Annotated in this window: 22 protein-coding genes; 7 read left to right on the top strand and 15 right to left on the bottom strand. The window is 40.2% G+C overall.

Annotated features, from left to right (window positions below; genetic code table 11):
- Positions 1 to 97: 97 nt before the first annotated feature.
- Genes LKE40_11710 through LKE40_11695 form a run of 4 tightly spaced genes read right to left on the bottom strand, consistent with a single transcriptional unit; the run spans position 98 to position 5,258 of the window.
- On the bottom strand, positions 98 to 1,285 hold the full coding sequence (locus LKE40_11710) for a thiolase family protein (GenBank protein ID MCH3918095.1): 1,188 nt from the start codon (positions 1,283 to 1,285) through the stop codon (positions 98 to 100).
- A 9-nt stretch (positions 1,286 to 1,294) separates the two neighbouring features.
- Complete coding sequence (gene fabG, locus LKE40_11705) at positions 1,295 to 2,032, bottom strand: 3-oxoacyl-ACP reductase FabG (protein MCH3918094.1); 738 nt, start codon at positions 2,030 to 2,032, stop codon at positions 1,295 to 1,297.
- A 19-nt stretch (positions 2,033 to 2,051) separates the two neighbouring features.
- Positions 2,052 to 3,638 carry an acyl CoA:acetate/3-ketoacid CoA transferase gene (locus tag LKE40_11700; protein MCH3918093.1) on the bottom strand — a complete coding sequence of 529 codons (1,587 nt, stop codon included), beginning with the start codon at positions 3,636 to 3,638 and terminating at the stop codon, positions 2,052 to 2,054.
- A gap of 6 nt (positions 3,639 to 3,644) precedes the next feature.
- Entirely contained in the window at positions 3,645 to 5,258 is a 1,614-nt protein-coding gene (locus tag LKE40_11695; GenBank protein ID MCH3918092.1) for an acyl--CoA ligase, read from the bottom strand.
- A 493-nt stretch (positions 5,259 to 5,751) separates the two neighbouring features.
- Here LKE40_11695 and LKE40_11690 point away from each other — a divergent pair, with 493 nt between their 5' ends.
- The 6 genes from LKE40_11690 to LKE40_11665 all read left to right on the top strand — a co-directional run bounded on the left by LKE40_11690 (position 5,752) and on the right by LKE40_11665 (position 11,670).
- The gene (locus tag LKE40_11690; protein MCH3918091.1) at positions 5,752 to 6,621 is read left to right on the top strand and encodes a branched-chain amino acid ABC transporter permease; all 870 of its coding nucleotides are present in this window, start codon (positions 5,752 to 5,754) and stop codon (positions 6,619 to 6,621) included.
- Between the two features lie 2 nt (positions 6,622 to 6,623).
- Positions 6,624 to 7,619 (top strand): branched-chain amino acid ABC transporter permease, encoded by a 996-nt coding sequence (locus LKE40_11685; protein MCH3918090.1) that lies wholly within the window; start codon positions 6,624 to 6,626, stop codon positions 7,617 to 7,619.
- Positions 7,609 to 8,373, top strand: a complete 765-nt coding sequence (locus tag LKE40_11680; protein ID MCH3918089.1) for an ABC transporter ATP-binding protein — start codon at positions 7,609 to 7,611, stop codon at positions 8,371 to 8,373. The genes LKE40_11685 and LKE40_11680 overlap by 11 nt, the downstream gene beginning before the upstream one ends.
- Entirely contained in the window at positions 8,366 to 9,088 is a 723-nt protein-coding gene (locus LKE40_11675) for an ABC transporter ATP-binding protein (protein ID MCH3918088.1), read from the top strand. The genes LKE40_11680 and LKE40_11675 overlap by 8 nt, the downstream gene beginning before the upstream one ends.
- Before the next feature lie 61 nt (positions 9,089 to 9,149).
- Positions 9,150 to 10,436 (top strand): ABC transporter substrate-binding protein, encoded by a 1,287-nt coding sequence (locus LKE40_11670; GenBank protein MCH3918087.1) that lies wholly within the window; start codon positions 9,150 to 9,152, stop codon positions 10,434 to 10,436.
- 214 nt (positions 10,437 to 10,650) lie between these two features.
- Entirely contained in the window at positions 10,651 to 11,670 is a 1,020-nt protein-coding gene (locus tag LKE40_11665; protein ID MCH3918086.1) for a LacI family transcriptional regulator, read from the top strand.
- Positions 11,671 to 11,770: 100 nt separating this feature from the next.
- Here LKE40_11665 and LKE40_11660 read toward each other — a convergent pair whose 3' ends face one another.
- The 4 genes from LKE40_11660 to LKE40_11645 all read right to left on the bottom strand — a co-directional run bounded on the left by LKE40_11660 (position 11,771) and on the right by LKE40_11645 (position 18,773).
- Positions 11,771 to 12,535, bottom strand: coding sequence for a glucose 1-dehydrogenase (locus LKE40_11660; protein ID MCH3918085.1), 765 nt, complete (start codon positions 12,533 to 12,535; stop codon positions 11,771 to 11,773).
- A gap of 727 nt (positions 12,536 to 13,262) precedes the next feature.
- Positions 13,263 to 14,411 carry a putative DNA binding domain-containing protein gene (locus LKE40_11655; GenBank protein ID MCH3918084.1) on the bottom strand — a complete coding sequence of 383 codons (1,149 nt, stop codon included), beginning with the start codon at positions 14,409 to 14,411 and terminating at the stop codon, positions 13,263 to 13,265.
- Positions 14,402 to 17,029, bottom strand: coding sequence for a histidinol-phosphatase (locus tag LKE40_11650; GenBank protein ID MCH3918083.1), 2,628 nt, complete (start codon positions 17,027 to 17,029; stop codon positions 14,402 to 14,404). The genes LKE40_11655 and LKE40_11650 overlap by 10 nt, the downstream gene beginning before the upstream one ends.
- 289 nt (positions 17,030 to 17,318) lie before the next feature.
- Positions 17,319 to 18,773, bottom strand: coding sequence for a putative DNA binding domain-containing protein (locus LKE40_11645; protein ID MCH3918082.1), 1,455 nt, complete (start codon positions 18,771 to 18,773; stop codon positions 17,319 to 17,321).
- Positions 18,774 to 18,998: 225 nt separating this feature from the next.
- On the opposite strand from LKE40_11645, the gene LKE40_11640 reads away from it, so the two are divergent.
- Positions 18,999 to 19,244, top strand: a complete 246-nt coding sequence (locus LKE40_11640; GenBank protein MCH3918081.1) for a TIGR04076 family protein — start codon at positions 18,999 to 19,001, stop codon at positions 19,242 to 19,244.
- Positions 19,245 to 19,309: 65 nt separating this feature from the next.
- On the opposite strand, the gene LKE40_11635 is transcribed toward LKE40_11640, so the two are convergent.
- The 7 genes from LKE40_11635 to ulaG all read right to left on the bottom strand — a co-directional run bounded on the left by LKE40_11635 (position 19,310) and on the right by ulaG (position 26,381).
- Positions 19,310 to 20,107, bottom strand: a complete 798-nt coding sequence (locus LKE40_11635; GenBank protein ID MCH3918080.1) for a nitroreductase family protein — start codon at positions 20,105 to 20,107, stop codon at positions 19,310 to 19,312.
- Positions 20,108 to 20,352: 245 nt separating this feature from the next.
- Positions 20,353 to 21,612, bottom strand: a complete 1,260-nt coding sequence (locus tag LKE40_11630; protein ID MCH3918079.1) for an ATP-binding protein — start codon at positions 21,610 to 21,612, stop codon at positions 20,353 to 20,355.
- Positions 21,613 to 21,920: 308 nt separating this feature from the next.
- A complete protein-coding gene (locus tag LKE40_11625) occupies positions 21,921 to 22,655 on the bottom strand; it encodes a FadR family transcriptional regulator (GenBank protein MCH3918078.1) in 735 nt (244 codons plus the stop codon).
- An 82-nt stretch (positions 22,656 to 22,737) separates the two neighbouring features.
- The gene (locus tag LKE40_11620) at positions 22,738 to 23,748 is read right to left on the bottom strand and encodes a hypothetical protein (GenBank protein ID MCH3918077.1); all 1,011 of its coding nucleotides are present in this window, start codon (positions 23,746 to 23,748) and stop codon (positions 22,738 to 22,740) included.
- A gap of 14 nt (positions 23,749 to 23,762) precedes the next feature.
- On the bottom strand, positions 23,763 to 24,587 hold the full coding sequence (locus tag LKE40_11615; protein ID MCH3918076.1) for a sugar phosphate isomerase/epimerase: 825 nt from the start codon (positions 24,585 to 24,587) through the stop codon (positions 23,763 to 23,765).
- On the bottom strand, positions 24,587 to 25,288 hold the full coding sequence (gene araD / locus LKE40_11610; GenBank protein MCH3918075.1) for an L-ribulose-5-phosphate 4-epimerase AraD: 702 nt from the start codon (positions 25,286 to 25,288) through the stop codon (positions 24,587 to 24,589). Before araD ends, LKE40_11615 begins: the two co-directional genes overlap by 1 nt.
- A 10-nt stretch (positions 25,289 to 25,298) precedes the next feature.
- On the bottom strand, positions 25,299 to 26,381 hold the full coding sequence (gene ulaG / locus LKE40_11605; protein MCH3918074.1) for an L-ascorbate 6-phosphate lactonase: 1,083 nt from the start codon (positions 26,379 to 26,381) through the stop codon (positions 25,299 to 25,301).
- Positions 26,382 to 26,426 lie beyond the last annotated feature (45 nt).

Below are 26,426 nucleotides of genomic sequence, written 5' to 3'. Positions count from 1 at the left end.
CGTCAAGCAACACGACTAATGTAACAAGGCGTGCCGATTGCAACCAGCAAAACCAGCACGCCGAAGTAAGGAAAAAACAAATGGTTTATTATGGTTATTATGGCTTGGTAAAATACATTGACATCCCTTGCCCTCCGCCGATACACATGCTGATCATAGCATCTTTTTTATCGGTTCTCATCAACTCATACAGCACCTTTACGGTCAATACGGTACCTGTCGCTCCCAAAGGATGCCCTATTGAAAGCCCACCGCCATAGATATTGACCTTATCCATATCAAGGCCAAGATCTCTCGTAACAGCAATACATTGACTTGCAAAAGCCTCATTGATTTCAAACATATCAATATCACGGACATCCTTGCCAATTCTCTTGGACAATTTTTCACTGGAAAGCTTCGGTGCATATCCCATATAATCAGGATCAATACCTGCTACTGCCCAATCAACGACTCTCAGCAACGGTTTTAAACCAAGTTCCATTGCTTTCTTACGAGACATCATTACAACTGCGGCTGCTGCATCATTGAGACTTGAAGAATTACCCGCAGTAACAGTTCCCCCTTCAAGAAAACAAGGCTTCAATCTTTGCAGCTTTTTAATTGTCTGACCGAATCTTACACCTTCATCAGTATCAAAGACCGTTACATTGCCTTTCCGATCCTTCAGTTCAATCGGCAGTATCTCATCCTTGAACTTTCCTGCTTTGATTGCTGTTTCGGCCCGATTATGGCTACGAAGAGCAAAAGCATCCTGCTCTTCTCTGGTGACATGATATTTCCTTGCAATATTTTCGGCTGTAATACCATTGTGTGAATTGGTCACAGGCCAAGTCAGGATATCCAAGACTCCATCTTCAAGAACCTTATGCCCCATTTTTGTGCCCCAACGGGCATCCTTCACGTAATATGGAAGCATAGAAAGATTTTCTGCGCCACCAGCAACAACGATATCAGCATGGTGCAACTGAATTTCCATAGCTCCATCTGCAATGGATTGGATACCTGATGCACACTGACGATTGACAGAATAAGCAGTAGAGTCATTTGCAAGTCCAGCTTTGATTCCTATGGCCCTTGCAACAAAACCATTCTCAGCAACTTCTCCGACCTGACCAATAATTAGTTCATCAACACTATCCAATGGGAGACCTGCTCTTTTGGCAGCTTCTTTCACTACCATAGCACCTAGGTCGATAGCAGGTATATCCTTCAGGCTTTTACCGAAACTTCCCACTGCGGTCCGAACACCACTTACAATAACTACATCTTGCATATTGTCCATTTCAAACTCCTAAACGATCATGCCGCCACCGACATTTATAACTTCACCAGTTATGTAATTAGCTTCATCTGATGCTAAGAAGGCAATAAGATTGGCAACATCAGAAGGTTTGCCTGCACGTCCCATAGGAATTTTATTGATCATGATATCCCAAACTTTTTCAGGAACGCCCCTTGTCATGTCAGTATCAATGAATCCTGGGCAAATGGCATTGCACGTTACACCTTTTCTTGCAAGTTCACGTGCTGCAGTCTTTGTCAAACCGACGACACCTGCTTTTGAAGCTGCATAATTCGCCTGACCTATGTTTCCTAACCAACTGCCTGACGAAATATTGATAATTGCTCCCTTGCCTTTCTCCCTGAGAATCTGAGCAGCACGTTGTACACTGAAAAAAGTACCTGTCAAGTTAATGGCAATTACTGTATTCCACTGCTCAACTGTCATTTTATGCAACATTGCATCCCTGTTGATCCCAGCATTGTTGACAACAATATCCAAAGTACCATATGTCTTCAATGTCAAATCATACATTGCGTCAACTTCTTCTTGCCTTGCAATATTGACAGAGCAGGCAGTAGCTTCGCCTCCCGCTTTTTCAATGGCATCAACTGTCCCCTGTGCCAAATCCGTCTTGATGTCCGCAACAACAACTTTCGCTCCTTCCAATGCAAGTTTAGTTGCTATTCCAGCACCGAGGCCTCTCCCTGCACCCGTGACAATTGCAATTTTGCCTTCCAATCTCATATGAAATCCTCCATGAATGTTATTTTTTATTTGAAATGAATTCTCTCAAATTCATCGTTCCCTTATCATTAAAAACCAGTGGGTTAATCTTGCACAAATCAGGACTGATCAAAGGTTTGAAGTCCATCAAATCAAGTATTTGACGTTGCAAATCAATTCCATCAGCAATCTCAGTCAACATCAGACCGTTCTTAGTCAATTCAAACACAGCCCTTTCAGTCACATAGTGCATCTTATGTCCATGCTTAAATGCCAAATCGGCATTGTATGAAATCTGCTGAAGTTGTTTGACGAATTTAATCAGCGATCCTTCATGGTCAATATGGATCTTTTTGTCATGGAAAGAACATTTAAGTCCTTTCCCAGTGAAAGTGGCACAGAAAACGACATGTTTTGCATTTGCCGTAATATCTACGAATCCTCCGGCACCAGTCGGAAGGGGACCAAGCTTGGTTGCGTTGACATTGCCTGCAGCATCTACCTCGCCTGCCCCCATGAAGGTAACATCCGCTCCTACACCATTGTAGTAATCAAATTGGTCATCGTGGCGTATAAGGGCAAAGTTGTTTTTCGCAATTCCAAAATCAATTCCTCCCATCGGGATGCCACCATAAATTCCAGATTCAACTGTAATAGTTACATCATCCCCAATGCCTTCCTCGGCGATAATCGGACCGACTACATCATTGGGAATACCAGTTCCGACATTCAGAATGTCATCAGGAGAAAGTTCCATCATACCTCTTCGGCCAATAGCCTTTCTCACTGTCAAAGGCAATGTCTCATCTTTGCCTACAGGAACTTTTATATCACCACAATATGCAGGATTGAATGCAAAACTGTGTGTCTGGCGATGATCTTCTTCAGGATTAGGACAAATGACGGCTGCATCAATGAATACACCAGGAACTTCGACACGTTTGCAATGCAAGGTTCCTGCCTGTACCTTGTACTTTGCCTGGGCTATTACTTTGCCACCAAATTTTTTACAGGCAAGAACTGCCGGTAACACCTCAAGCTTCATGGCCTCTTCATCGGTCGTGAGGTTACCCAGTTCATCTATATATGTTCCCCGGATAATACAATAATCCAATGGAATAGGTTTATAACGAAGATACTCCTCTCCATCGATGGTCACTACATCTATGATATCAGGTGCATTCTTCGTAATTTCATTCATTTTTCCTCCACCAAGTCGAGGATCAATGAAAGTACCTAATCCTACTTTTGTAATTTTACCAGGTTCTCCACCTGCCATACTTCGATAAAGCTGAGCAAATTGACCTTGTGGAATGCAATAAGCAAGTATCTTATTGTTTGCTATCAAATCCATCATCTTTGGCTGAAGTCCCCAATGTCCTCCTATGATTGTCTTAAGCATACCTTCATGTGAAAAATGCTGGATACCTCTGTCTCTGTCACTCTGTCCACATGAATGTACCAAGGTCAGATTATTTGGTCTCCCCGTTGTCAGAAATTCATGTTCAATAGCTTTTAAAATACTTTCTGAAGCAGATACCAGTGTCATTCCTATAGTTGCAATTGTTGAATTGTTTTCTATTAGTCGAGCGGCTTCTTCAGCCGACATGAATATAGGTTTCTTCATTGTCTTTTATCTCCTTTGCCCAAAAGCAGCATATTCGTCCCGTAATTTTTTCTTATCTACCTTTCCATTTGCAGATTTTGGAATTGAAGGAACAATAAACACTTTTACGGGAACCTTATACTTAGCTACTTGATCTGACATCCGATGTATTATTTGCTCTTCTGTTAAAGGTTCTGAAAGTGAAACAATAGCAATTGGAACTTCACCATAGAGACAATCAGGAATACCAATAATAGCGGCTTCTTTAATTCCTTTTATCTTATACAGTTCATTTTCTACATCTATACTGCAAATCTTTTCACCGCCACGATTGATCATATCTTTCTTTCTATCAACTATATACAGGTAATTATTCTCATTGAAATAACCTAAATCCCCTGTATGTAACCAGCCATCCGCAGTAATATAGTTTCCATTCAATTTATAATAATGGTCTACGACAACAGACCCTTTAATCATGATCTCCCCGATCATGCCGTAATCAAGTTCCTTGTCTTTTTCATCAACCACTTTAAAAACAGTTCCCGGAATTGGTAATCCACAAGATCCACTGAATTTACTACTTGCCGCATCATAAGGAAAAATCGCCGCCGGTGAAGTAGTTTCCGTCAATCCATAAACCGTATGGAATATACAATTCGGAAGCCATTGGTGAATTTCTCTGATTTTTGAAACTGGCATATTACTGCTTCCGCAGGCCAATTCTCTCAATGAAGGCAAACTCTTATGGTTTCTTGATTCTTCAAGCAAAAGAAAAAAAACTGTAGGAGATGCATGCATAAAGGTAATGCCATGTTGTTTGATGCAAGCAAGGATTCTTGTCGCATTAAAAAATTTTTGTAAATAGATTGTGCCACCTACATAGACAAACAAGCCGAATAAAGCCACAAGTCCTGTTATCAGATACATTGGAATAGGAATTATACAGGAATCATTGTCAGTAATTGTAAAAATACGTTGGTAAACAACTATTGCATGCATAATATTATAATTCGTCAGCACCACACCCTTGCTTTCTGAGGTGGTACCTGAAGTAAATACAATCAAGGCATCACAAGTTCTATTAACATGGCATTTGGTATGCTCCGGGAGCTTAGGATCAACCGATAACGCAGCAAAACCAAGTTCGTCATCATGTACACGTTCAGAGACAATGACAGAAAATTTTGTACTTTGAAACCAAGGTTTAAAAGTACTATCACAAACCATAAATTCTAAATCTGATTTTGAAACTAAAGAAAAAATTTCAGTTTTTTTATATTTAGTTGGAAAAGGAATGCAGATAGCTCCAAGCCTTGATAATGCAAGAAAAGTTATACAAAATTCTATCGAAGTGTAAAGCAATACACCCACATGGCTACCTAAGGTCACTCCCTTTTTGCATAGAGCCCCTGCAAATCTATCAGTTAGTCTAAGCAACTGAGCAAAAGTATATTCCATGCCAATATCGTCAACAACAGCAATTTTATCAGGATAAGAATTCACAGAATTTATCAATGCATCATAAAGCGTATCGGGAACATGCTCAAAAAGAAAAAGTTTTTTCTCTTGTGAAACAGAAATTTCATGTAAGCCGGCTGTTACCGAATCATTCCATAGCTTATTTCCAGCAATAATCAAGATTGTATCTCCTATTTTGTTACGAAACCGGTTTCTTTATATTTGATTTTAAAATGAAACTTTATTGCTGTCAACACAAATCTACAAAAGGTTCTATAATCACTTCAATTTCTAAATAAATTAGAACTCAATTGTTAAATTCTCTCTATCTAATTTTACACATCATGTAATAGAAATAGCTTCATTAATTTTAAAAAACAACAAAAGTATTGCATATAAACTTATCAATTCATTACAATGAAGGAAAATATTTAATAAAAATAAAAAAATAGTAAGGTATTTATATTTATAAGTAAAAAGCAAAACATCTTCAAAAACAATTTTTCCTTTTAGCTACTTTTTTTTGTTGCTTTTTCAAAATTGTATGATATTATTGTCTTATTGAAGAAATCGGTTCCAGTATTTTACCTTGATAAAATGAAATTATTTTCTTAACAATCAATATAAAATTACAGCGAACCCGCTTCTACAGAAGGTAAGGGAGGTTTTTAGTTTGAATACTATTGGGCAAGCAATTGTAAATGGTATCATGATCGGAGGCATCTACGCGATGGTAGGAATGAGCCTTAATCTGATCTTTGGTGTCATGAAAATAGTTAATTTCTGTCAAGGTGAAATTCTCATGATAAGTATGTACATGTCCTACGTATTAAATGAAAAAGTAGGACTCGACCCATTCCTTTCAATTCCACTCGTGGCAATAATGATGTTCTGTGTAGGTGCATTGCTGCAGATGTTCCTTATTACACGTTCGATGAGAGAAGAAGATGATTCAAATGTGTTGTTCCTGACATGCTGTCTAAGCATTTTCTTTGCAAATTTGGCATTACTTATATTCAAGTCTGATTACCGCACAGCAAAAAGCGTTTTTGAAAACAAAGTGGTACACCTAGGGACAATGAATATTAGTTCACCGAAGTTGTTGAGCTTTGTAATCCTTATGGTTGTCACAGCTTTGATTTTTCTTATGCTTAAATACACAACTTTAGGAAAACAAATCAGAGCTGCATCCCAAAATCCACGAGGAGCAGAAGTTACAGGGATAAAAGCAAAATCCATCTATGCTATTACCTATGGACTTGGCGCTGCAATTGCTGGAATAGCCGGATCATGCCTAATGTCATTTTATTACGTATTCCCTACGGTAGGCAATATATACGGTACACGGTCCTTTATCGTAGTGACTCTAGGAGGCCTGGGAAGTGTTCTGGGAGCTTTCTTCGGCGGTATTGTTCTGGGCTTACTGGAAACCCTCGGCGCAGTTGTCGTCGGTTCATCTTTCAAAGATGCCCTTGTCTTCTTTATTTTCATTCTGATTTTGATCGGAAAAGCAGAATTCAATCAAAAAAAGCAAAGAGGATAAATATGAAACTCAACAAAAAATTACTTATGCTCGTAGCTCTTCTTCTGATTATTGTTTTGTTACCGATATTTATTACGGTTCCATATATTATCTCAATTTTTATTACGACTTTCTTAACAATTTCATGTTCATTGGCATGGAATATCCTGGGGGGAATGACAGGCCAGATTTCATTAGGACATGCAGCTTTTATGGCATTGGGAGCCTACATTACTACAATGCTTTTGAATTATTTCAATATTTCCCCATGGTTGAGTATAATAATTGTATTCTTTATTGTCGGTTCTTTAGGAGCTGTAATTCTCTCTCCTTGCTTTGTGTTGCATGGAGCATATTTCTCATTGGTTACGATTGCCTTCGGTGAAGCGTTTAGGAACTTATTCTTGAATTGGGAACTTGCCGGCAAAGGTCAAGGACTGTTGCTTACTTATGGTAAGCCATCTTTTGCCCTTATGCGTTTTGGATCCAAGGCCCCATATTTTTATATTTCTCTTGTCATGATGGCTGGTTATTATCTTGTAATCAAAAGAATTGATCATTCAAAGCTTGGCTATGGGCTTAAAACAATAAGGGAAGATGAAGATACTGCAAAAGCAGTAGGAATCAATCCTTTAAAATATAAAATGATTGCAACATTCATTAGTTCAGGTATGATTGCTGTCTGTGGTGTTTTCTATGCTTGCTATGTGCGCTATGTCAATCCGGATATCATGATGACTTCTAAATCTGTGGAATATGTCTTACCAGCTATCATAGGAGGACTAGGTAGTGTAGCTGGTCCTCTTATCGGTGGTGCAATTCTCGTTCCGCTGTCTGAGTATCTGAATGCTTCTTTAAGTTCAATCGCAAATGGATTTAATCTTGTCGTTTATTCCGCAATAATCATCGCTGTCATAGTATTGCAGCCTAGTGGCATTACAGGTTGGTATCGCCACAGTAAGCTGAAGACTCGAATTAATACTTACTTCAGCAAAGGAAAGACAAACAATGCAAAATGAGATGCACATTACCCCAGAAACAATGTTGAAAGTAGATAAACTGACGAAAAAGTTCAGTGGGCTGAAAGCTGTAGATAACGTAACATTCTCAGTCAGGAAAAATAGCATTACAGGTATTATTGGAAGCAATGGGGCTGGAAAAACTACAGTGTTCAATATGATCAGTGGTATGTTGGCGCCCACCTCAGGTCAGATTTTCTACCAAGGAGAAAATATAACAGGAAACAAACCCTATACTTACACAAGCAAGGGAATTGCTCGAACATTCCAAATCATGAAACCGCTACGAAACATGTCAATACTCGACAATGTAATTTCAGGAACGCTTTTCGGTAGAAAAAACTTTTCTAAGGCTACAGAAGCAAAAGAATTTGCATTGGAAATACTCAATTTTACAGGCTTGTACCCACAAAAGGATCTTTTTCCTGGAGAAGTAGGTACTTCGTATAAAAAAAGATTGGAACTAGCACGTGCGCTTGCAACTGATCCTGAATTGTTGTTGCTTGATGAAGTCATGGCAGGATTAAATCCTACGGAAACAGACGATGCCGTCAAGTTGATTAGAAAAATCAATGAGAATGGAATTACTATTTTACTTATTGAACATGTCATGCGTGCAGTATCACATTTATGTGAAAAAGTAATAATGATGCACCATGGTGAAAAAATCATTGAGGGTTCTCCTGAAGTTGTTATGAATGATCCATATGTAATTGAAGTCTATTTAGGAAAAGGAGTCGGTTGCAATGAGTGATAACGCATATCTGAGGGCAAACAAACTTTGTGTACGCTATGGTGCAACCCAAGTTTTATGGGATGTAGATGTTGCTGTCGAAAAGGGTCAGATCATTGCCCTCATAGGAAGTAATGGAGCTGGCAAAAGCACTACAATGGATACCCTAGCAGGTTTATTACATTCATTTTCGGGTTCTATTTTCTTTGAAGAAAATGAATTAACTGGAAAATCTTGCTATGATTTCATTAAGCAAGGTATAATTCTTTGTCCCGAGGGAAGACAACTTTTTCCTGAAATGACTGTCCAAGAAAATCTGGAACTTGGAGCTTGCACAAAAGAAGCCAAGCTGAAAAAAAAGATGTCTTTGGAAAAAGTCTTTTCCTGGTTTCCTATCCTCTCTGAAAGGAAAAGCCAGGCAGCTGGTACCTTAAGCGGCGGAGAACAACAAATGGTTGCCTTTTCACGAGGTTTGATGGGGTTACCGAAAGTACTTTTGATGGATGAGCCTTCCCTTGGCTTAGCACCAAAAATTGTAGATAACATTTTTACAATCGCAAAAAACATAACTAAGCAAGATGGACTTTCAATTGTCCTGGCAGAACAGGATGCAAGAAAAGCTCTTAATTTAGCCAGCAAAGGATATGTATTGGAAAATGGCATCATAAGCCTTGTCGGAACTTCAGAATCACTGCTTAATGATGAAAATGTAAAAAAAGCTTATTTAGGATTCTGATTGCAAGCAAATCAGATTTAATACTTATCGATACTAAACTATTCACAAAAAGGAGAAAAAAATGAAGAGTTTACTCAAAAAATTGTTGCTGTTAGGTACTATGTCAGTATTTGTTGTTGGAGGAGCATTTGCCAATGGAGAAAAAGAAACCAAGGAATCTTCTTCGAATGACGTTATCCTTTTGGGAGGTCTTTATCCCCTGACAGGTGATCTTGCTGATTCAGGGCAAAACATGCAAAAAGGAATCAAAATGGCATTGGATGAAATCAATGCTGCAGGTGGAATCAATGGGAAAAAACTTGATATAGCTTTTGGTGATAGCCAAGGAAAAGGTCAAACCGGTATGACCGAGATGGAACGCTTGATTACACAAAAGAAAGTTTTAGCAGTAATTGGAGCATATCAGAGCAGCGTAACAGAAGTAGTTGCCCAAGTTGCTGAAAATTATTCAGTTCCTTTTATTACTGCAAATGCAACTTCAGATAATTTGACAGGACATGGATACAATTATTTTTTCCGGCTTGCACCGACAAATATGATGTTTATTCGTGATATGATTTATAGTATCCGGGATCTAGACAAAGCAAATGATGCAATGAACGTAAAAACAATAGCAGTCTGTGCTGACAATACAGAAGTTGGCCAGCAGACTGTTGAGTGGACACGGTATTGGGCAAAGCAATTAGGATATAACTATTTAGGTGAAGTCCTTTATTCACAGGGTGCTGCGGATCTTTCAAGCGAAGTTTTACAATTGAAAGAAATGAATCCTGATGCATTAATTGTTGACTGTTACGTATCAGATGCCATTTTACTTACAAAGACATTCCATGAACAAGGATATGCTCCGAAGCTTTGCATCGCAAAAGGCAACGGGTTCTCTGAAGCCTCATATGTACCAGCAGTAGGGTCTCTATGCAATGGTATCTCTTTGGCAACAGAATTTGTTGCAGGCTCAAAGGGTTCTGCAATATCTGATAAATTTAAAAAAGAATTTGGGATAGCAATGAACGGACATTCCGCTGAAGCCTACATTACAACATATGTTCTTGCTCAAGCAATTCAAAATGTTGCCAATGATGGCAAAGAAATAACTTCAGAGACAATCAAGAATGCCCTTGGCAAAATCGAAATTGATAAGTCTTTTCAAATTGGGGCAAAACCAATAATCATATTACCTTATGATAAGATTGCCTTCACCGATTCACAATTCAATGGAAAAGATTATAAAAATCAAAACATGGGAGGCAATCTGACTGTAGTACAATATCAGAATCAAAAACAAGTAACTGTCTGGCCGGTTTCGATTGCAAATGGCAATTTCGCATATCCAGCACCACTTAAATAGTTTTAATTATTCGCCGTAAATTTGGTTAGTTTTTATACCGAGCTTCAGCGATGGAGCTCGGCTATTTTTACTGTTACTTACCTTAACACTTGATATCCATGATTGTTGTTGTATTATAAAAATGACATATTATATTTCGTAGCTAGCACTTCGCGACAACATAGCAGTTCACTTAATCATCAACATCTGTATAATACATATAAGGAGAATTTCAATGGGCAAAAAAATAACAATTTCCGAAGTAGCTACGGAACTAGGGGTATCCAAGTCAGCCGTCTCACGAGCTATGAACAATTCTCCAGGTGTCAGTGAACCAGTCAAAAATCGAATTTTAAAATATATATCTGAAATTGGTTACAGACCAAATGCTATTGCTAGAGGGCTAAGCGTTGGAAATATGGAAGTCGTTGCATTGATTCTTAGTGATATTCGCAACCCTTTTTATGCAGACTTAGCTTTCTTTATTCAGAGAAAGCTCAGTGAAAATGGCTATATGTTGGTTATTTTCAATAGTGAAAACAATGTAAAAAAAGAAGTTGAATTTATCAAACATGTTATAGCTGCTAATTTCGCTGGATTAATTTTGCTAACAGCAAGAAACCAGGCAATAAGTGATGAGCTCAAGTCAAGTAATATGCCTATCGTTTTAGTCAATCGTATGCTTGATGCCTTTGACTATCAAGGGGATTCTGTTATTTTGGATAATTTTAAGGCAGGCTATATAGCAACCATGCATTTGATTGAATACGAGTTCCCGCGTATTGCTTATATCAAGGGACAAAACGAATCTTCTGCTTCTATCCAACGCTATGAAGGATACAAGCAAGCAATGAATAATTATAAAATCCCTATTCAAGATGAAAATATCCTTGAAACTGATTTAAAAATGGGAACCGGATATGAATTGGCAAAGGAATATATTAAAAATTTAGATCATAGAGCAAAGGGTATTGTTATTGGCAATGATTTGACAGCAATCGGTTTTATCGAAGGATGTAGAGAATCTGGAATCAAAGTTCCGGAAGACATCTCAGTAGTAAGTTTTGATAATATTTCATTTGCTTCCTTATATGATATTGGGCTAACAACAGTGGATCAACATGTTGAAGAAATGAGTGAACAAGCTGTCCGACTGATGTTAAAACAATTGAATGATAAAAACAGTAAACCTGAACGGGTAATACTTGATCCAAAACTTATCATCAGGAAAACTACAAAACGATATAGTGAATAATGCAAAATAAAAATTAAAAGAGACCAAAAAGAAGCACACCCAGTTTGATTGAGTGTGCTTTCTTTTAAGTTCAGGGTGCAGAATTTTCCGGAACAGGAAATTATTTCCCTAAGAATCCTCCATCGATAGGAATAATTGCTCCAGAAATATAAGCAGCAGCATCACTTGCCAAGAAAATAGCAACTCCATACAAATCTTCAGGTTGTCCCCAACGTTTCATCGGTATCCTGTTCGATATTTCTTCATACTGCTGAGGATTGACTTTTTTCATATTAGCCGTAAGTTTTGTTGCCATATAACCGGGTGCAATTGCATTCACATTAATGCCTAGACTTGCCCATTCGTTTGACAAGGCCTTAGTCAATTGCGCAATTGCCCCCTTGCTGGCAGTGTAAGCCGGAATAAGAACACTGCCCATAAACGCAGTCATTGAAGCAATATTAATAATCTTGCCATAATGCTGGGTAATCATAACTTTGCCTACCTGCTGAGAAAGAAAAAAAACTGAGTTTAGATTTATTTCAATAATTTTCTCCCATTTTTCAACTGGAAAATCAATAGCCGGACAACGGTATTGTATACCTGCCCCGTTAAGTAAAATATCAATTCGTCCACCAAGTTGTTCTTTTGCAGAATTGACAAGTGCCGGTAGATGAGCAGTGTCTGTCAAATCCCCGACAATATAATGTACAGGAATATCTCCAGTACTCATTTTCTGAGCAGCATCCTTGACATTCTCATTCACATCAACAAGAACAACTTCGGCACCTGCTTCATGATAAGCTGTAGCTATTCCATTGCAAAGGCCTCTTGCACTTCCTGTTACTATGGCTTTTTTCCCATTCAGGCTACTAAAATTAACCATATATTACTTCCTCCTAATACTGATAACAGTATCATAAACAGCCTAAAATGTCAATATAATTATTTACTATACAATAAATTATATATAATTTATACTCAAATTAATGACTCATACTTATATTAATACAGTCATTTTTATACAATTAAGAATCAGTAAATATTTTATGCAAGTTTTTGCTAGTAGATATCCTTATATAATTTCTAAAATAACATCTTATAATAGTAAACAATTTTCTGAAAGTTTCACAAAACATATTTATTATCATTAAAAATTTTTCTTAATTGAGATTCACTTATAATAAGTATAGAATATTAAATTCTACCGTAAACGGCATAATATTATAATAATTAATTTCTTTATTGAATATCTAATTGTAAGCAAGACAGCAAAATCTGAAACATTAATCAATGCGTTTTGTAAAAACTCCATTAGCTACTACAAGCACTGAGTTTCCGGTACAGATTATTGGCTTCGATCTTAACTTATGGGTATGATATTAAAACCGACTAAAAGGCAATACCCCGTATTTGAAATACTGAGTATTGATTTTCTCTAATCTCGGCCCTATTTCTCTAAGAATCAGCATGTATAGTACAATATTGAACATTGTATAGAATTTTGATTTTGTTGCATCAATTCAAAAAATATTACAAAAATAGAATTGAAACGATAATAAACTCCCAAGTATATATTATATAGCACAAGTAAGATATAGCCTTCCTTTCCTTCAATAGAAAACAATTGCCTTAAATTGATTTCCGGCTCTGTCATCTACAAATGTAATCTTCTTATGCAGTTTCAATGCCCGCCTTATGCCATTTCCAAGGCCACGGTAAGGAAGTATTTTACTTCCGTAAGAAGTAAGTATAGGATTTCTACTCACTGAATTTCCTGCTTTGATATTTTCAATCGTCAGATTATTAGGTAAATGCCCAGGACTAACAAGTTCTACACGGTTACTGAACATAAAGAGACGGACTGGAGCCGCAACAAAATAGTCACGATGAAAAAGTGCGTTGGACAAAAGCTCTTCCCATACGGTCTTTGCTACTACAGGTACTGCAGTTGAATTTACATTTTGATCATTTTGCCGATAAGGCACATTGCTCAGAATAAAAGAAAGCGTATCAGTATATACTTCCTCCAGCAATCCAGAAAAATCTCTGCTGTCTTCATATCTGGCAGTATCAATATCGGTACCAGGATAATGCACTGCCTTGACGATGAACAATGGCAGCTTATACTTGACATTTCTTGAAAAGAGCAAGGCTCCCGCCACATTAAGGAAACCATCCTTTGCCAAATTCATATTTTCCAAAATATGTAATAAAGTTTTCTGCTGCGCATCAACGGATTCCCCATAAAGTTTCTCAAAAAAAGTACTGAAATACTTCAAATCTATATCCGTAGCCGTCAAACCGTTTACAGGAACTTCATCCGCATAAACCAGCCCTGCTTCCTGAAACATACGCTGTAATTCTTCACGGGCAGTCACTTTTCGTTTATCTGCCCCACTTTTTACCCAAATGATACCTTGGTTATCTGAATAAGGCTTGCATAAGCCTACAGGAACAGCAACCACAATGATTTCAGAACCTTCATCTGTCAATATGTTTTCTGTCATAGGGTTGATTGCTGGATGAACATGCTGAGAAGCAACATTGGAAATCATCATATTCAATCTACGAACATCTTCAGCAGAAAGACCTGCTATCGCACCATCATCAGCAACCCCGATAAAAATCCTTCCTCCATCGCTATTGCTGAAAGCCACCATTTCTGCAGCCAAACTATCAGAATTGGTAAAATTCTGCTTGAATTGGTTCTTGCTATCTTCACCCTTCAACAATATATCATATAGTTCAACTAATTCCATAATTCATATATTTCCTTTCTTCTTTCAAAGGCAACCTCACCACCTTCCATTATACTTATAATGGATTTTTGCGTATTCTGATTATCAATACTTCCGGAATCAACAGCGATGGAGGTTTTTCCATCGGTATCGACATAAGAACACGTATGAACCATTTCTGCATCTCCAAGTACGGGAATATTGGCATTATGTGTTGCAAAAATAAATTGCATGTCAGGTTTCAATGCAATTATCTGCTTGATCACTTCTTCATATATAGTTTGGTTGTCCAAATCATCTTCCGGTTGGTCTATGATAATAACATCATTGCCTTTCTGTCCAAGGACAAACAAAATCAAAGCAGAAGCCCGTTGCCCCAATGAATGTTGCTTCAGTTCCTTGCCATGATAGGTAATCGAATACGAGTTTGGAACCTGATACGTAAGGAGATCTCCCAATTGTTTTTGTACAGATGAACGGAATTTTTCTCGAGAAGCATCAGGAAAAGAATTACAGGCACCATCAAAATCATCATAGACTGCAATAAAATCCTTAGAGTTCTCAACCAGCTTTGAAAGAGCATTTTTCATCAAACCACTCCCCTTGAAAGATAATTGCAGATACTGTAGGTAACTGTCTTTGTCACCCTCAAATTCTGCAGAAATCTGTATGGCACCCTGAGTAGAGTTTATGATACCCAATTCTGTTTCAATTATAGAAAATTCCTTTCTCCATAACTCTGCAAGGGCGTGTAATTCTCTCCGTAGTTTTGTCTTCAGAAGTTCTTCCTGTTGCTGTTGTTTCTCTAGAAGGTTCAGACGATTTTCGCTCTTTGCAATTTTTTCATGTAACATCGGATAATCTTCAAGTTGGACGGAGTCAATTCCTTTACTTCTTATTTCCTTCTCAATGCTTCTACGGATTTTTGCAAACTGCTCCGAGAATTCATGCTCCTTCTCCTTGAAACTGCCATAGACTTTCTCCATATTCTGCCTGGAAGCTTCAAGTCTATCAGCTAGCTCCATTATTTGTTTCAAGCTTGTAGACACCACCTCATATGAAGGTTTCAAAACTTCAGCAATATCACTGTTCTGATCTGAAAGAGTAACAGAAGTAGCGTTATAGGTTTCAGACATGGTTCCATGGACTTGGAGCAAGGCTTCACGTAAATCCATGCACATTTTTATCATTGATTCTATTGTTCGTTTATCAGAAGCAAATTCGGTCTGTCCCCTGAACTTGTCCTCGATACCGAATTCTTTGAACTTCCTAAGATTGAATTTGCAGTCCCTTATGGTATCTTCCAAAGTTTTTATATGATCGGAAAGGCCATTGAGCTTGGACAAGATAGTAATGATATCAACGATCTTACCTTTCTTTTCTATGATTTCCCTACGTATGGGAACCAGTTTATCTCCCAGTAGTTTACCAAGCAACTCCTGATCAAAATGTTCACCTCGGGAAGAAAGTTCTTTTTGTCCAAAAAACAACGGACAATGTATAGCGGTTTTCCTTATCGCAATTCCTGGTTCTTCGGTGCCAGATACAAACACTTCCGGTTCCCTGTTGAGTGTTCTGAAAATCTCAAATTCCTGACCATTTTCATCAATGGTCACCAGCTTTATTCTTCCACCGCTGCCAAGGACATAATCCACCAATCGGTCCTTGTATTCATGGTCGATTCTTGTGTTTCTGTCTGGGAAATTCAAAACATAGCAAATAGATTCGAGTATGGCAGACTTCCCACTGCCTCGGATACCTATCAACGTATTGAGTTGAGAAGAAAAGTCAATTGTTTTCCCATCGAGGAGCCCTCCTTCAAAACTGATGCTTCTAATGTAGGAATGTCGTACATGTTCTGGCTGCTCTGCCTTGGTTCTATGTATATGATCCAATAAAGCCATCCTGATAGCTTCAAAATTGTAACTACCTATCTTGATCCATGTGTCACCCTTCTTTGAACCGATTTCTTCAATGGCAGAAGGATCAGATCCCTCTACCTCTGCAGGATAATTCTGCTTGCCTATTTCTTGAATCAGATTATCCTTTTTTTGCTGCACCTCTACTTTCTGAAACCCAAGGATCCTTTTGGCAATGTTAGGGTTATTGAAAAGGTCTTTGATCCTTCCGATATCCAATTCTTCAAACAAGCCACTTTTTTGATTCACATGTGCAAATATATAAAAATAATCATGGTGAAATTCATCCAGAATCTTAGTAGTTTCTTTCAGGGACTTATCCGCATATCCGTTTTGATCCTCATAATCATCCGGAATTTTTCCACTGAAAATAGTAGACAGCGCAGTACCAATACAGTTGCCTTGTAACCAAGGTTCATCAAACACGACCAGTACATGGAGTCCTCCGGCTCCTTCATGGACTGAAAGTTCAACCCCAGGGAGTAAAAATATTCCTTCTTTTTCAGCTTCACTACTCAAAACAGAAAATTCTGTGCTATTGAACTTGTTATGATTCGTTATTACGCCAACATAAATCTGCTGTTCTTTCAATTTAGCTATATAGTCTGATACAAAGTCTTTGTTCTCATGCTTACTATAAGAAAATTCCGAATCGGAAATCGTATGAAGATGAAAATCAGCCTTCAGCCACCTTGAACCATTTTGAAAGATATTCAGCATAATTCCTCCGATACTATTCAGAGCGATATCTAAGCTCTGACTATGATTATAGCATAAATTCAGCCTTCATGACCATGATAATGATATTATGGTAACAAGCCTTGGCTTCATCTTCAAACAGTACAAGGATATCGTACAGTAAGAACCATATCTAACTTCCCAGTTCCCGAATTATCCTCCTATTGTCACAAAAACCATGGAAACAAGAAAATAACTTCCTATCAAATGAAACCTAACTAAAAACCTTCCACATTATGCACAGACATTTGACATTGGAGAAAAAAGCCGATTATTCCATTACTTCCCAATGCCCAGCTTTGTCTGACCCGACACGGCGTATGATTCCGTTCGTTTTCAACACTTTTACAATCTTTTTTATTCCGCTTTCTGAAAGGCCTGCCTCTGACATCATCTGTTTTATTGTGATAGCCGGATTGTTTTTCATCAATTCCAGAATTTTCTGGTTACTTTTCTGGTTACTTTTCTGGTTACTTTTCTGGTTACTTTTCTGGTTTGATACCGGAAGCGATATCAACAGTTCCGTTCTGTCAGGATCAAAAGATTCCTTCAGTTCAGGGGTTTTCCATCCATTCTGTTTCCATACCGAAAAGATTTCGGGTAACCCGCTACCAGCACGTTCACCGATATTGATGAGATTGAACATCTTGATCAGTATACTGTTACGTGGATCCGAAAGCCCCCCGCTGATTGCCTCTTCCGGTGCTATCCGAAGCGTCCCAGGATTTGAAATGCTGATACTGCCCTGTTTTCTTATAATGACAATTCCACGCCGGCCATAGTAATTTGCATGGATAAGCGCATTTGCAAGTGCTTCCCTGATTGCCTTATGTGCCGGAGTATCCTCAATCCTGGTTTCCTGTTTCAACTTGAACGGTATCTTAATCCCTGAAACAAGCTTACCATAGATACGAAAAAAGAAATCGAAAACATTGCCACTCCAGTCACCGCTACTGGAAATCACACGGTCAGTCCATCGGGTTGATGGAGACAGTTCTTCTCGGTAATCAAGAAAATATGAACCATATTCACGGACAATGGAGTATTCAGACCCAAACATCAAAAGACCTGCTCCTGTAGGATGCAACTTTCCATCTTCCCTACCGTGAGCTATAGCTCCGATCTTCTCAAGAAACAATTCATCCGCCAATGTTGTCCACACATGACCGGGTCTGACATTTGAAAAAATGGTACGATATCGTTTGACAGCATCCTGATCAAGGACATTGATATCCATCTCTTCCAACAGTTTGCTATCCTGGGAAATGGCACTTTGATCACGTAGCATATTTGTTGTTTCTTCTCGTGTGCAGTGATAATCCCCTTCACCATTTCTACGAAATGTTCCGGAAAATATGTCATTGTCGATGTATATAGGTTTATCAGTACGATTGGCACGTGGTACAGCAATGCAGATAACATCTTTTCCCATTGCCTTGTCAACTGAAACCATGCTGTCTGTCAGGATGTTTACACTTACTTTCTTGCGGTTATTTATCGTATCCCAGAATTCTTTGAGCAGTCGATCCTGTCCGGTGACTCCAGTAATGTAAAAAGAGTGATCTTTGTTTTCTTTTACTCCCAGAATAATATTTCCACCTGACGTATTTGCAAATGCAGAATAAGTTTCCCATAGACTTTTAGGAAGACCTTTTTCTGCACTTTTTACCTCGAGCCGATTATTTTCCCGATACTGTGCAAGATTATCAAAGTCAATATTCTGCATTGTTTTTGCTCCTACCTTATGTACATTATGTCACATTTTCTTTGTATTTTTCCAGTTCCAGTTTCCAAATAATCCTCGGTACTGTCAGTTAGCATAGAAATCATGCTATGGATTGCTTTCACACTATGGATAAACAAGTCACTATAAAAATATATGTAAAATGTCTATCTTTAGGTAAAGCATAAAAACTATTATCGAAAAACTATATAAAAGGACAAAGAAGAAATGAAAGTCAAATCGACAATCTTGGAAAGCAATTGCATAAGCGGCTATCACAAAACTGGGGATATAATGTATGTTGAAGACCTTTGTCCTCCCCTTTGCCATGAACTATGGCAATGCATCTATCCAAATATCTTTGCGCTCCTACACGGAGGAACGCTTGATACTGGCAATAGCAAAACAAAATCTTTCAGATACAGATGCCCTGACGAAGGACGAGTCCTCATAAAGGGCGAGCTGATAGAATAGTCTTACCGTTCCGTACCACACATTTTTCCTATGACAAACATAAAAGAGTCTACTGCAACAGATGCTTATTCTTCTGCTTTCCCAGCCCAACGGTCCAGGAAAACTTTGGTACTCCTGTTCATCTCCTTCATGAATTCAGTAGTATATTTCCTAAGATAAAAGTCATCTGCTATATTACCGTCCTCAAAAGGAAGCTTGCTATATTTCTTTCGATGGGCTTCAAGCGGACCATAACAGTCACTTACTTCTTCAAGGCTCATCCTATGGTAACCATCTTCCATGAAGATATGCAAGGCAGCAGGCCGGGGAAGCATCAGGTGCTTTCTGTCCGTAGGCTTCCCAATGATAACCATGGCAGCCGGTGCCGCATATTGCGGCAGATCAAGCAACTCACGGAGCTGTTCATAATTCTCAATTATGTCCCCGATGTAACAGGAACCAAGCCCCAATGAGTCAGCTGCAACCACGGCAGTCTGTGCTGCAATCACCGCATCCTGCATGCACAGGTGGAAGTCTCCCACACCAGGGTCACGGTAGTCCCTGTCCAACCGCTTCCCTCGTTCAATTGAACCACCCATATGCAGATAATCAACCCAACGCTGGATATCAGCCAAAAAAACCCAGACGAGAGGAGCCTTTGCAATCATCGGCTGATGATCGCAGAGGACAGCAAGCTTTTCTTTCTTGTCCTTGTCATTTACTTCAATGATGCTATAGAGAGTCATGCAACCAGCCGTAGGAGCCCTCAGCACTGCAAGTTTCAGAGCATCTACCACATTCTTGTCAATGCCCTCATCCTTGAATGCCCTTACAGAATGCCTTTCCAACAACTGCTTCATGATAGGATTGCCGATGATATCCATAAGTGTCCTCCTGGTTCCAAAGCAGTCTACCTTGAAACCATATGAAAACACAAGGAAATACGAAGCTATCTGTTGGAAAGAAAGAAGTACAGAAAGGAATATACAAAAGGCAAATCTATTGTTTTTGCTTCAGTCCCTATGAAAGATACAATAAGATGCAGATCTGTCCAGGCATCTGCAAACCGTATCCATCCATCAAGAGAATGCTGGCGCCGCAGTCAGTCTGGACAGTCTGTTGCGGACTTCTATTCCAACAACCATTTCCAAACCGGCAGGACTTGTATGGCACGTCCATTGCTTGAGAGAGTTTTTTCGGTATCATAGGTTATAATCTGCAAAGTCCTGCATGGAAGAACCTTGCATAGCCTTGTCAATGCCATTGCTTCTCTCTCTTCGATTGTCAAATCAGTCAGTGCATAGCACGCTTGGATAGCCAGTTCCTGCTCAGGTACGTAAAAATCTACTTCAATCTTGTTCTTATAGTAGTATACGGCATCATCTTGACCATAACGTCTGATAAGTTCCAGTGCAACCAGATTCTCAAGCAAAGCTGTCTTGTAATCAATCAAGAAAAGGGACAGAAGTCCATTATCTGCAAAATAGTATTTCAGAGAACTTTCCTTATCAGATAACTTAGCAGCTATGTTATGCAGGCCAAACAGAATCCGGCTTTCCTTTGCATACTCTACATAGTTTATTATTGTCGATGTTCCTATTTTTGTTCCCGTCGCAGCAATGATATTTCTAAGTCTATTAAAGGAAAGCGGCTGACCTGTAGCTTCCGCGACCTTCTTCATCATGACACGTAATGCAAATATATTATTGAGATTATGCCGTGCACCAATATCTCCTAGGAATATTTTCTGATAAAGGCTCAAAAGAAAAGAGCGTTTTGAAGTATATTTCGTAACTTCGGGAAAACCGCCAAAGCGAAAATACTCATCGAACAGTCGGAACAGGTGTGCACGTTCAGCGGTTGAAAATGTCTGTAGGGAATAAAAATCCACGTTTTCAGCCGCAAGAAACTCCTTGAAACTGTAAGGATACACTTCTTGGATCAAGAAACGTCCGCCCAAAATCGTAGCAACATCAGAACTGAGCATCTTGGCATTACTACCTGTGATATAGATGCGATAGCCTTGGTCAGCCATACGCCGTGCGAATTTTTCCCATCCTTGTATATTCTGAAGTTCATCAAGGAACAGAATAGGTTTCATTCCATAGAGTTCAATATGCAGTTCGATCAATATATTCAAATCAATTGCCGAAAAATCCAGCAATCGTTCATCTTCGAAGTTTATGTAAAGTATCTCATCCCAGCTTGTGCCGTCTGCTACCAACTCCTGCATCCTTTGATACAAAAGGAAGGTTTTCCCGGCACGTCTTATTCCCGTAAGGACATAGTTTGCATTTTTTTCAAAAGGATACTTTCGCTTCATCAATTCTATATGTCGCACCGAGTATTTTGCGTCCGCAAGCACTTCCTTGATGATTTGTTTTTCCATATCCATAACCTCAGAATTATATTATCTTATATACAAGACAAATATATATTATTTTTATCTTATTAACAAGATAAAAATATAATTTTTCCATTCTGCTAACAGGATATAATGAAATATCTTCTATATTTTGTTTTCCTGAATCAGCAATAAAAAGATTATTGCAATCGACCAGTAAAGGACCGATAATAACTTCATAGCTTTGGAATCTGAACAATAGGATTATTTTTTTGAAAACACAGCAACGGCCATAGTTCTTTCCTAAGCAGTTCTTTAAATCATATGGAAATACAAGGAAAATCGAAACAATCCTAAGTCTTGTCTTTTCTGGCGATATTGGCACGGATTGCCTGCTCCACCGAAGCAATGTGCGCATACATTGCTTCTGCAGCCTCATCAGGTTCCTTTGCCTTTATCGCATCAAGAATCCTCTGATGGAACTCAAGGGATCTGCTTGTCATGTTCTCTGCCATCACTGCCTGCTTCTGGTGCTTTCGCAAAATATTGTGCATAGCATCCAGAAAAGCTGAAAATACACGATTGCCTGAAGCTTCAGCAATGGAAAGATGAAATTCAAGGTCCAGCTTCTGCAAATGGTCCCGGCAGGATTCAAGATGTCCGCTATTGTCATTGAACAACTGCTTGCGCTCATCATGGATCCTCTCCAGGTTTGCAATCTGTTCCGCAGAAGCGGCAGTAGCAGCCATTCTGGCCGACTCAGTCTCAAGTACCTTTCGCATCTGGACAAAATCAATGACGAACCCATCGTCAACAACTGTCATGAACCGCAGCATCGACTTGAGATAGTCTTCGCCAAATTCATTGACGTAGGTACCGCCGCCATGACGGGTCGTCAACAAGCCAAGCGATACCAACGCCTTGAGTGCTTCACGAAGAGGAGGACGGCTTATCCCCATCTCTTCGGACAGCTGACGCTCATTGGGGAGTTGGTCACCAGGCTTCAGTTTGCCCTTGTCAATCTGCTCAAAAATATAACTGAAAACCTGCTGGCTATAATTCTTCTTATCAATGATGGGAGTTGTCATTTTGTCATACCACCTTACAACAGCCTACTATATACTACTTGTCCGAATACGACAATAAATATGTCGTATTCGGCATCACTTCCTATCTGGAACAACGATAGACTGCAAGTTCATCAATCTGACGATTCGCCGCAAGAATGACATCACCTTTGACAGAGACCTGGCTGGGACCGGTCCCTTCGTCAACTGTCTCAGCAAAGAAGCCCCCACGTTTCCATCCGATGGAAACCAGCTCCATTGTCCCTCGCCTCCAGCCAAGGAGAAAACGAGGCTCACCACAGAGAAGACCACCCCAGACTACATGACCAAATTCAATCTCATAGGACTGCACACAGATGTAATGGCCTTCAATCTTCTTATAGATCCTGCAGACATTACCATGGAATGGCTCGATGGCAGCTACTTCCAATTCCCCATCACCATCGATATCGCAGGTAGCTACGTCACTTACGGCATTAGGAAGCACCTTGGTAATATTCCATCGGTCTTCCATAGGATCCTCAGGAATTTCAAAACTGAAACATCCCTCGTCACCTCCGATAAGCAGAGCCCCATATGTCCCCCACTGGAAAGAATGACACAGGCCATGGTTTCTGGTAATTCCCTCATACAGTTTCCTGACCTGGAAAGGCTTTTCAAGGTCAGTATTCAACTTGCCACAATACACATTGCCAGGATGTGACCAGTCCTGCTGGAAGGCCTTTTCCGTACATAAAGTTGCCCCAAAGAAATACAACTGGCCTTTGTGCTCAAAAATCTCGAACCGATGGAGGTAAGGGAAATCCATTACTTTGGTTACCTTCCACCCTTCACCGGTATAGTCTACGACATTGAGCGTACAATCCGCTGCAGAAAAGACTGGAAGGAATTTCTGGGTTGCAAAAAAGCAATCCTGTCTTCCTGGTACGGCAACAAAATTCATCGTACCGCCTGGTTCCGTCCATATAGTCGTTCTTGTGCCATCCTCACCTATTGCATGGGCAGCTCCAGGTCCCTCAGAACATCCGATGAAAACCTGTTGTCCTTTTATTTCTCCGATACAGGTAGCATAGACTTTCTCATTGTTATCAAGTTTTTCTTTTGTAAATTTCATACAGTAAATTCTCCTTACCGAAGTCCCACAGATGTAAAGAATTCAATACCCTTCTTTGCACAAGTGAGACCATCCGGCCTGTCCAGGGCTTCAAGGCAGAGATAACCTTGGTATCCCAATGCCACCAATACCGCAAAGATACCTTTCATATCCAGATGGCCCATGGAAGGAGCCAATCTGTTGGAATCGACGAAATGTACATGCTTCACCAAATCCTTGCAAGATATGAAACTTGCACAGATTGACTCATCCTCGATATTCATGTGGAATGTATCAAGCATCAGCCCAAGAGGCAGCTTGGTCTCCCAGATAAACCGGGCAGCTTCCATACTGGAACAAAGCGTATTGATCTCGTACCGGTTTATCGGCTCGATCAACAGCGGTACTCCAGCTGCTTCTGCTGTCGGCAGAAGCTGTTCAACTGATGCGGCAAAGCGTGCAAGCATAGTCTCAGCAGATTCTTTTCCGACCAAATAACTGCCACGGACCAAACCAAGGGAAACCATACCGCCGATATCTCCGGCAAAGCGGATAATTCCTTTCATCCGACGTACCGTCTCTTCCCTGACCGCAGGATTGCTATCCCCAAGAAACAGTCCCATACCAGCCAAAGCCGCAGGCATGACGACGCCGATTCCAAGGTCATGCTGCTGCAAAAGCTGCACAGCCCGCAGGGTCTTGTCTGACTGTTCATCCTCAACGAACAGATCCACACCGTCATATCCGATGTCCTTGACCAACGGGATAGTATGTTCAATGTCATCCCGGAACAGGATAGGGGATTCCGGCTTTCCCCTGAAAAGGGAAAGCGATACTGATTTCTTGATATTTCTTTCCATTATTTCTTACTCTGATAGAAGTAGGAACCAGGGCCATACTTGCGTGTATAGTGCTTCTTTACCATATAGGAAGGAAGCACCCGTTTTCTACCACCCTCAAGTTCTGAAGTAAGGTATGCCATCTTTGCCAGTTCCTCAAGAATGACACTGTGTGCAACTGCAGCATCGGCATCCTTGCCCCAAGTAAACGGCCCATGACCCGCTGTCAGGATACCACCCATTTCCAAGGGATTGCGACCTTTCAGTGTCTCACAGATGACCTTGCCGGCATTCCTTTCATAATCGGTTTCCACTTCTGCTTCCGTCAAAGGACGGGCACAGGGTATCGGTCCATAGAAATGATCGGCATGGGTAGTCCCATAGACCGGGATTTCCTTACAGGCCTGGCTCCAGGCAGTGGCATACGTGGAATGTGTATGTGCAATGGCACCGATCTCAGGAAACTGACGGTAGATCTCAAGATGGATATCAAGATCGACGGAAGGCAGCAGGCCTTCCCCGATCTGATTGCCTTCCAGATCCGTCACGGACATATCCTCCGGTCCAAGTTCTTCATATGCAATGCCGCGAGGTTTTATCACGACCAGTCCCTGTTCCCTGTCAATGGCGCTTACATTGCCCCAGGTATAGATGACAAGGTTACGCCGGACCAGTTCGATGTTTGCATCGTACACAGCCTTCTTCAACGCAGAAAGATCCATCCGGCACCTCCTATAGGAATGACTTGAACGGAATGTTCGGTTCATCCTCAAAGGCATCGGTAAAACCACGTTCATACATGTAGCGGGTCTTGTCCTTGTCATCAGGATAGGTATAGTCACCGCCGACTTCCCAGAGGAACGGATGGAACTTATATCCCATGCGGGCTTTCCTGTAATTATAAAGGAGTTCAATCTCCTTCGGGTCTCCGAGCATATTGGACCAGATATCATAGTGGAACGGAATCAGTACCTTGGCCTGCAGGTTCTCCGCAATACGCAGGCAATCTATGGAAGTTACCTTGTCTGAGCACCCGATGGGATTTTCCCCATACGATACCAGGACGACGTCAATGTCATATTCCTTGCCATGCTTGACATAGTAATTGGACATATGGGAATCGCCGCTGTGATAGATATTGCCGCCCGGTGTCTTGATGATATAGTTTACTGCACGCCGATCCATATCATCAGGGAGGATACCCCTGATATCTCCCGCAGGAGGAGCTGTGATCAAGGCAGTCCTGTCAAATGAATCCACTGCCACAATCTCGATATCCTTGAGCTTGATGACATCACCAGGTTTCACCACAGTAATCCTTGCTTCAGGAACACCCCACTTGCGCCAGATATTCGCACTGAACTCAGGCCCGATGAAAGGTGCATCGGTATTCTTGACGATTGCAGCTGCTACATAGGGATCAATATGGTCACGGTGGAAATGGGTAGAAAGTACTGCATCCATCTTGGTAATGGCAAATGGGTCAATGACCATCGGTACGGCCCTGGCGTTCAGTTGGAACTGATGGCTACCCATCATCCGAGCCATCTGGAAGTCCTTGCCTTGCTGCCATGCAGGAAGCGCAGGGAACTTTCTTGTCTGCTTGCCGGTATCGAGCCAGAGGTCAATGATGATATTGCAGTCAGCCGGGCTCTTGACCCACAGGCCTGTGCATCCCAGCCACCACATCTTGAATGTATTCGGCTTGACTTCTGCGGCATTGATTGCCTCATTGAGAAACGTTCCCCATTCAGGAAATACATTGTTGATCCACACCTGTCGGTTCAGATCCTTGATATCAACATCGTTGATCATTTATTGCTCCTTACTATTGTCTGCCCGCCATCGGCAGGCTGTCTG

This window comes from Spirochaetia bacterium, from assembly GCA_022482625.1.
GTDB lineage: Bacteria > Spirochaetota > Spirochaetia > Sphaerochaetales > Sphaerochaetaceae > Pleomorphochaeta.
This window is presented reverse-complemented; position numbering and strand designations above follow the sequence as displayed.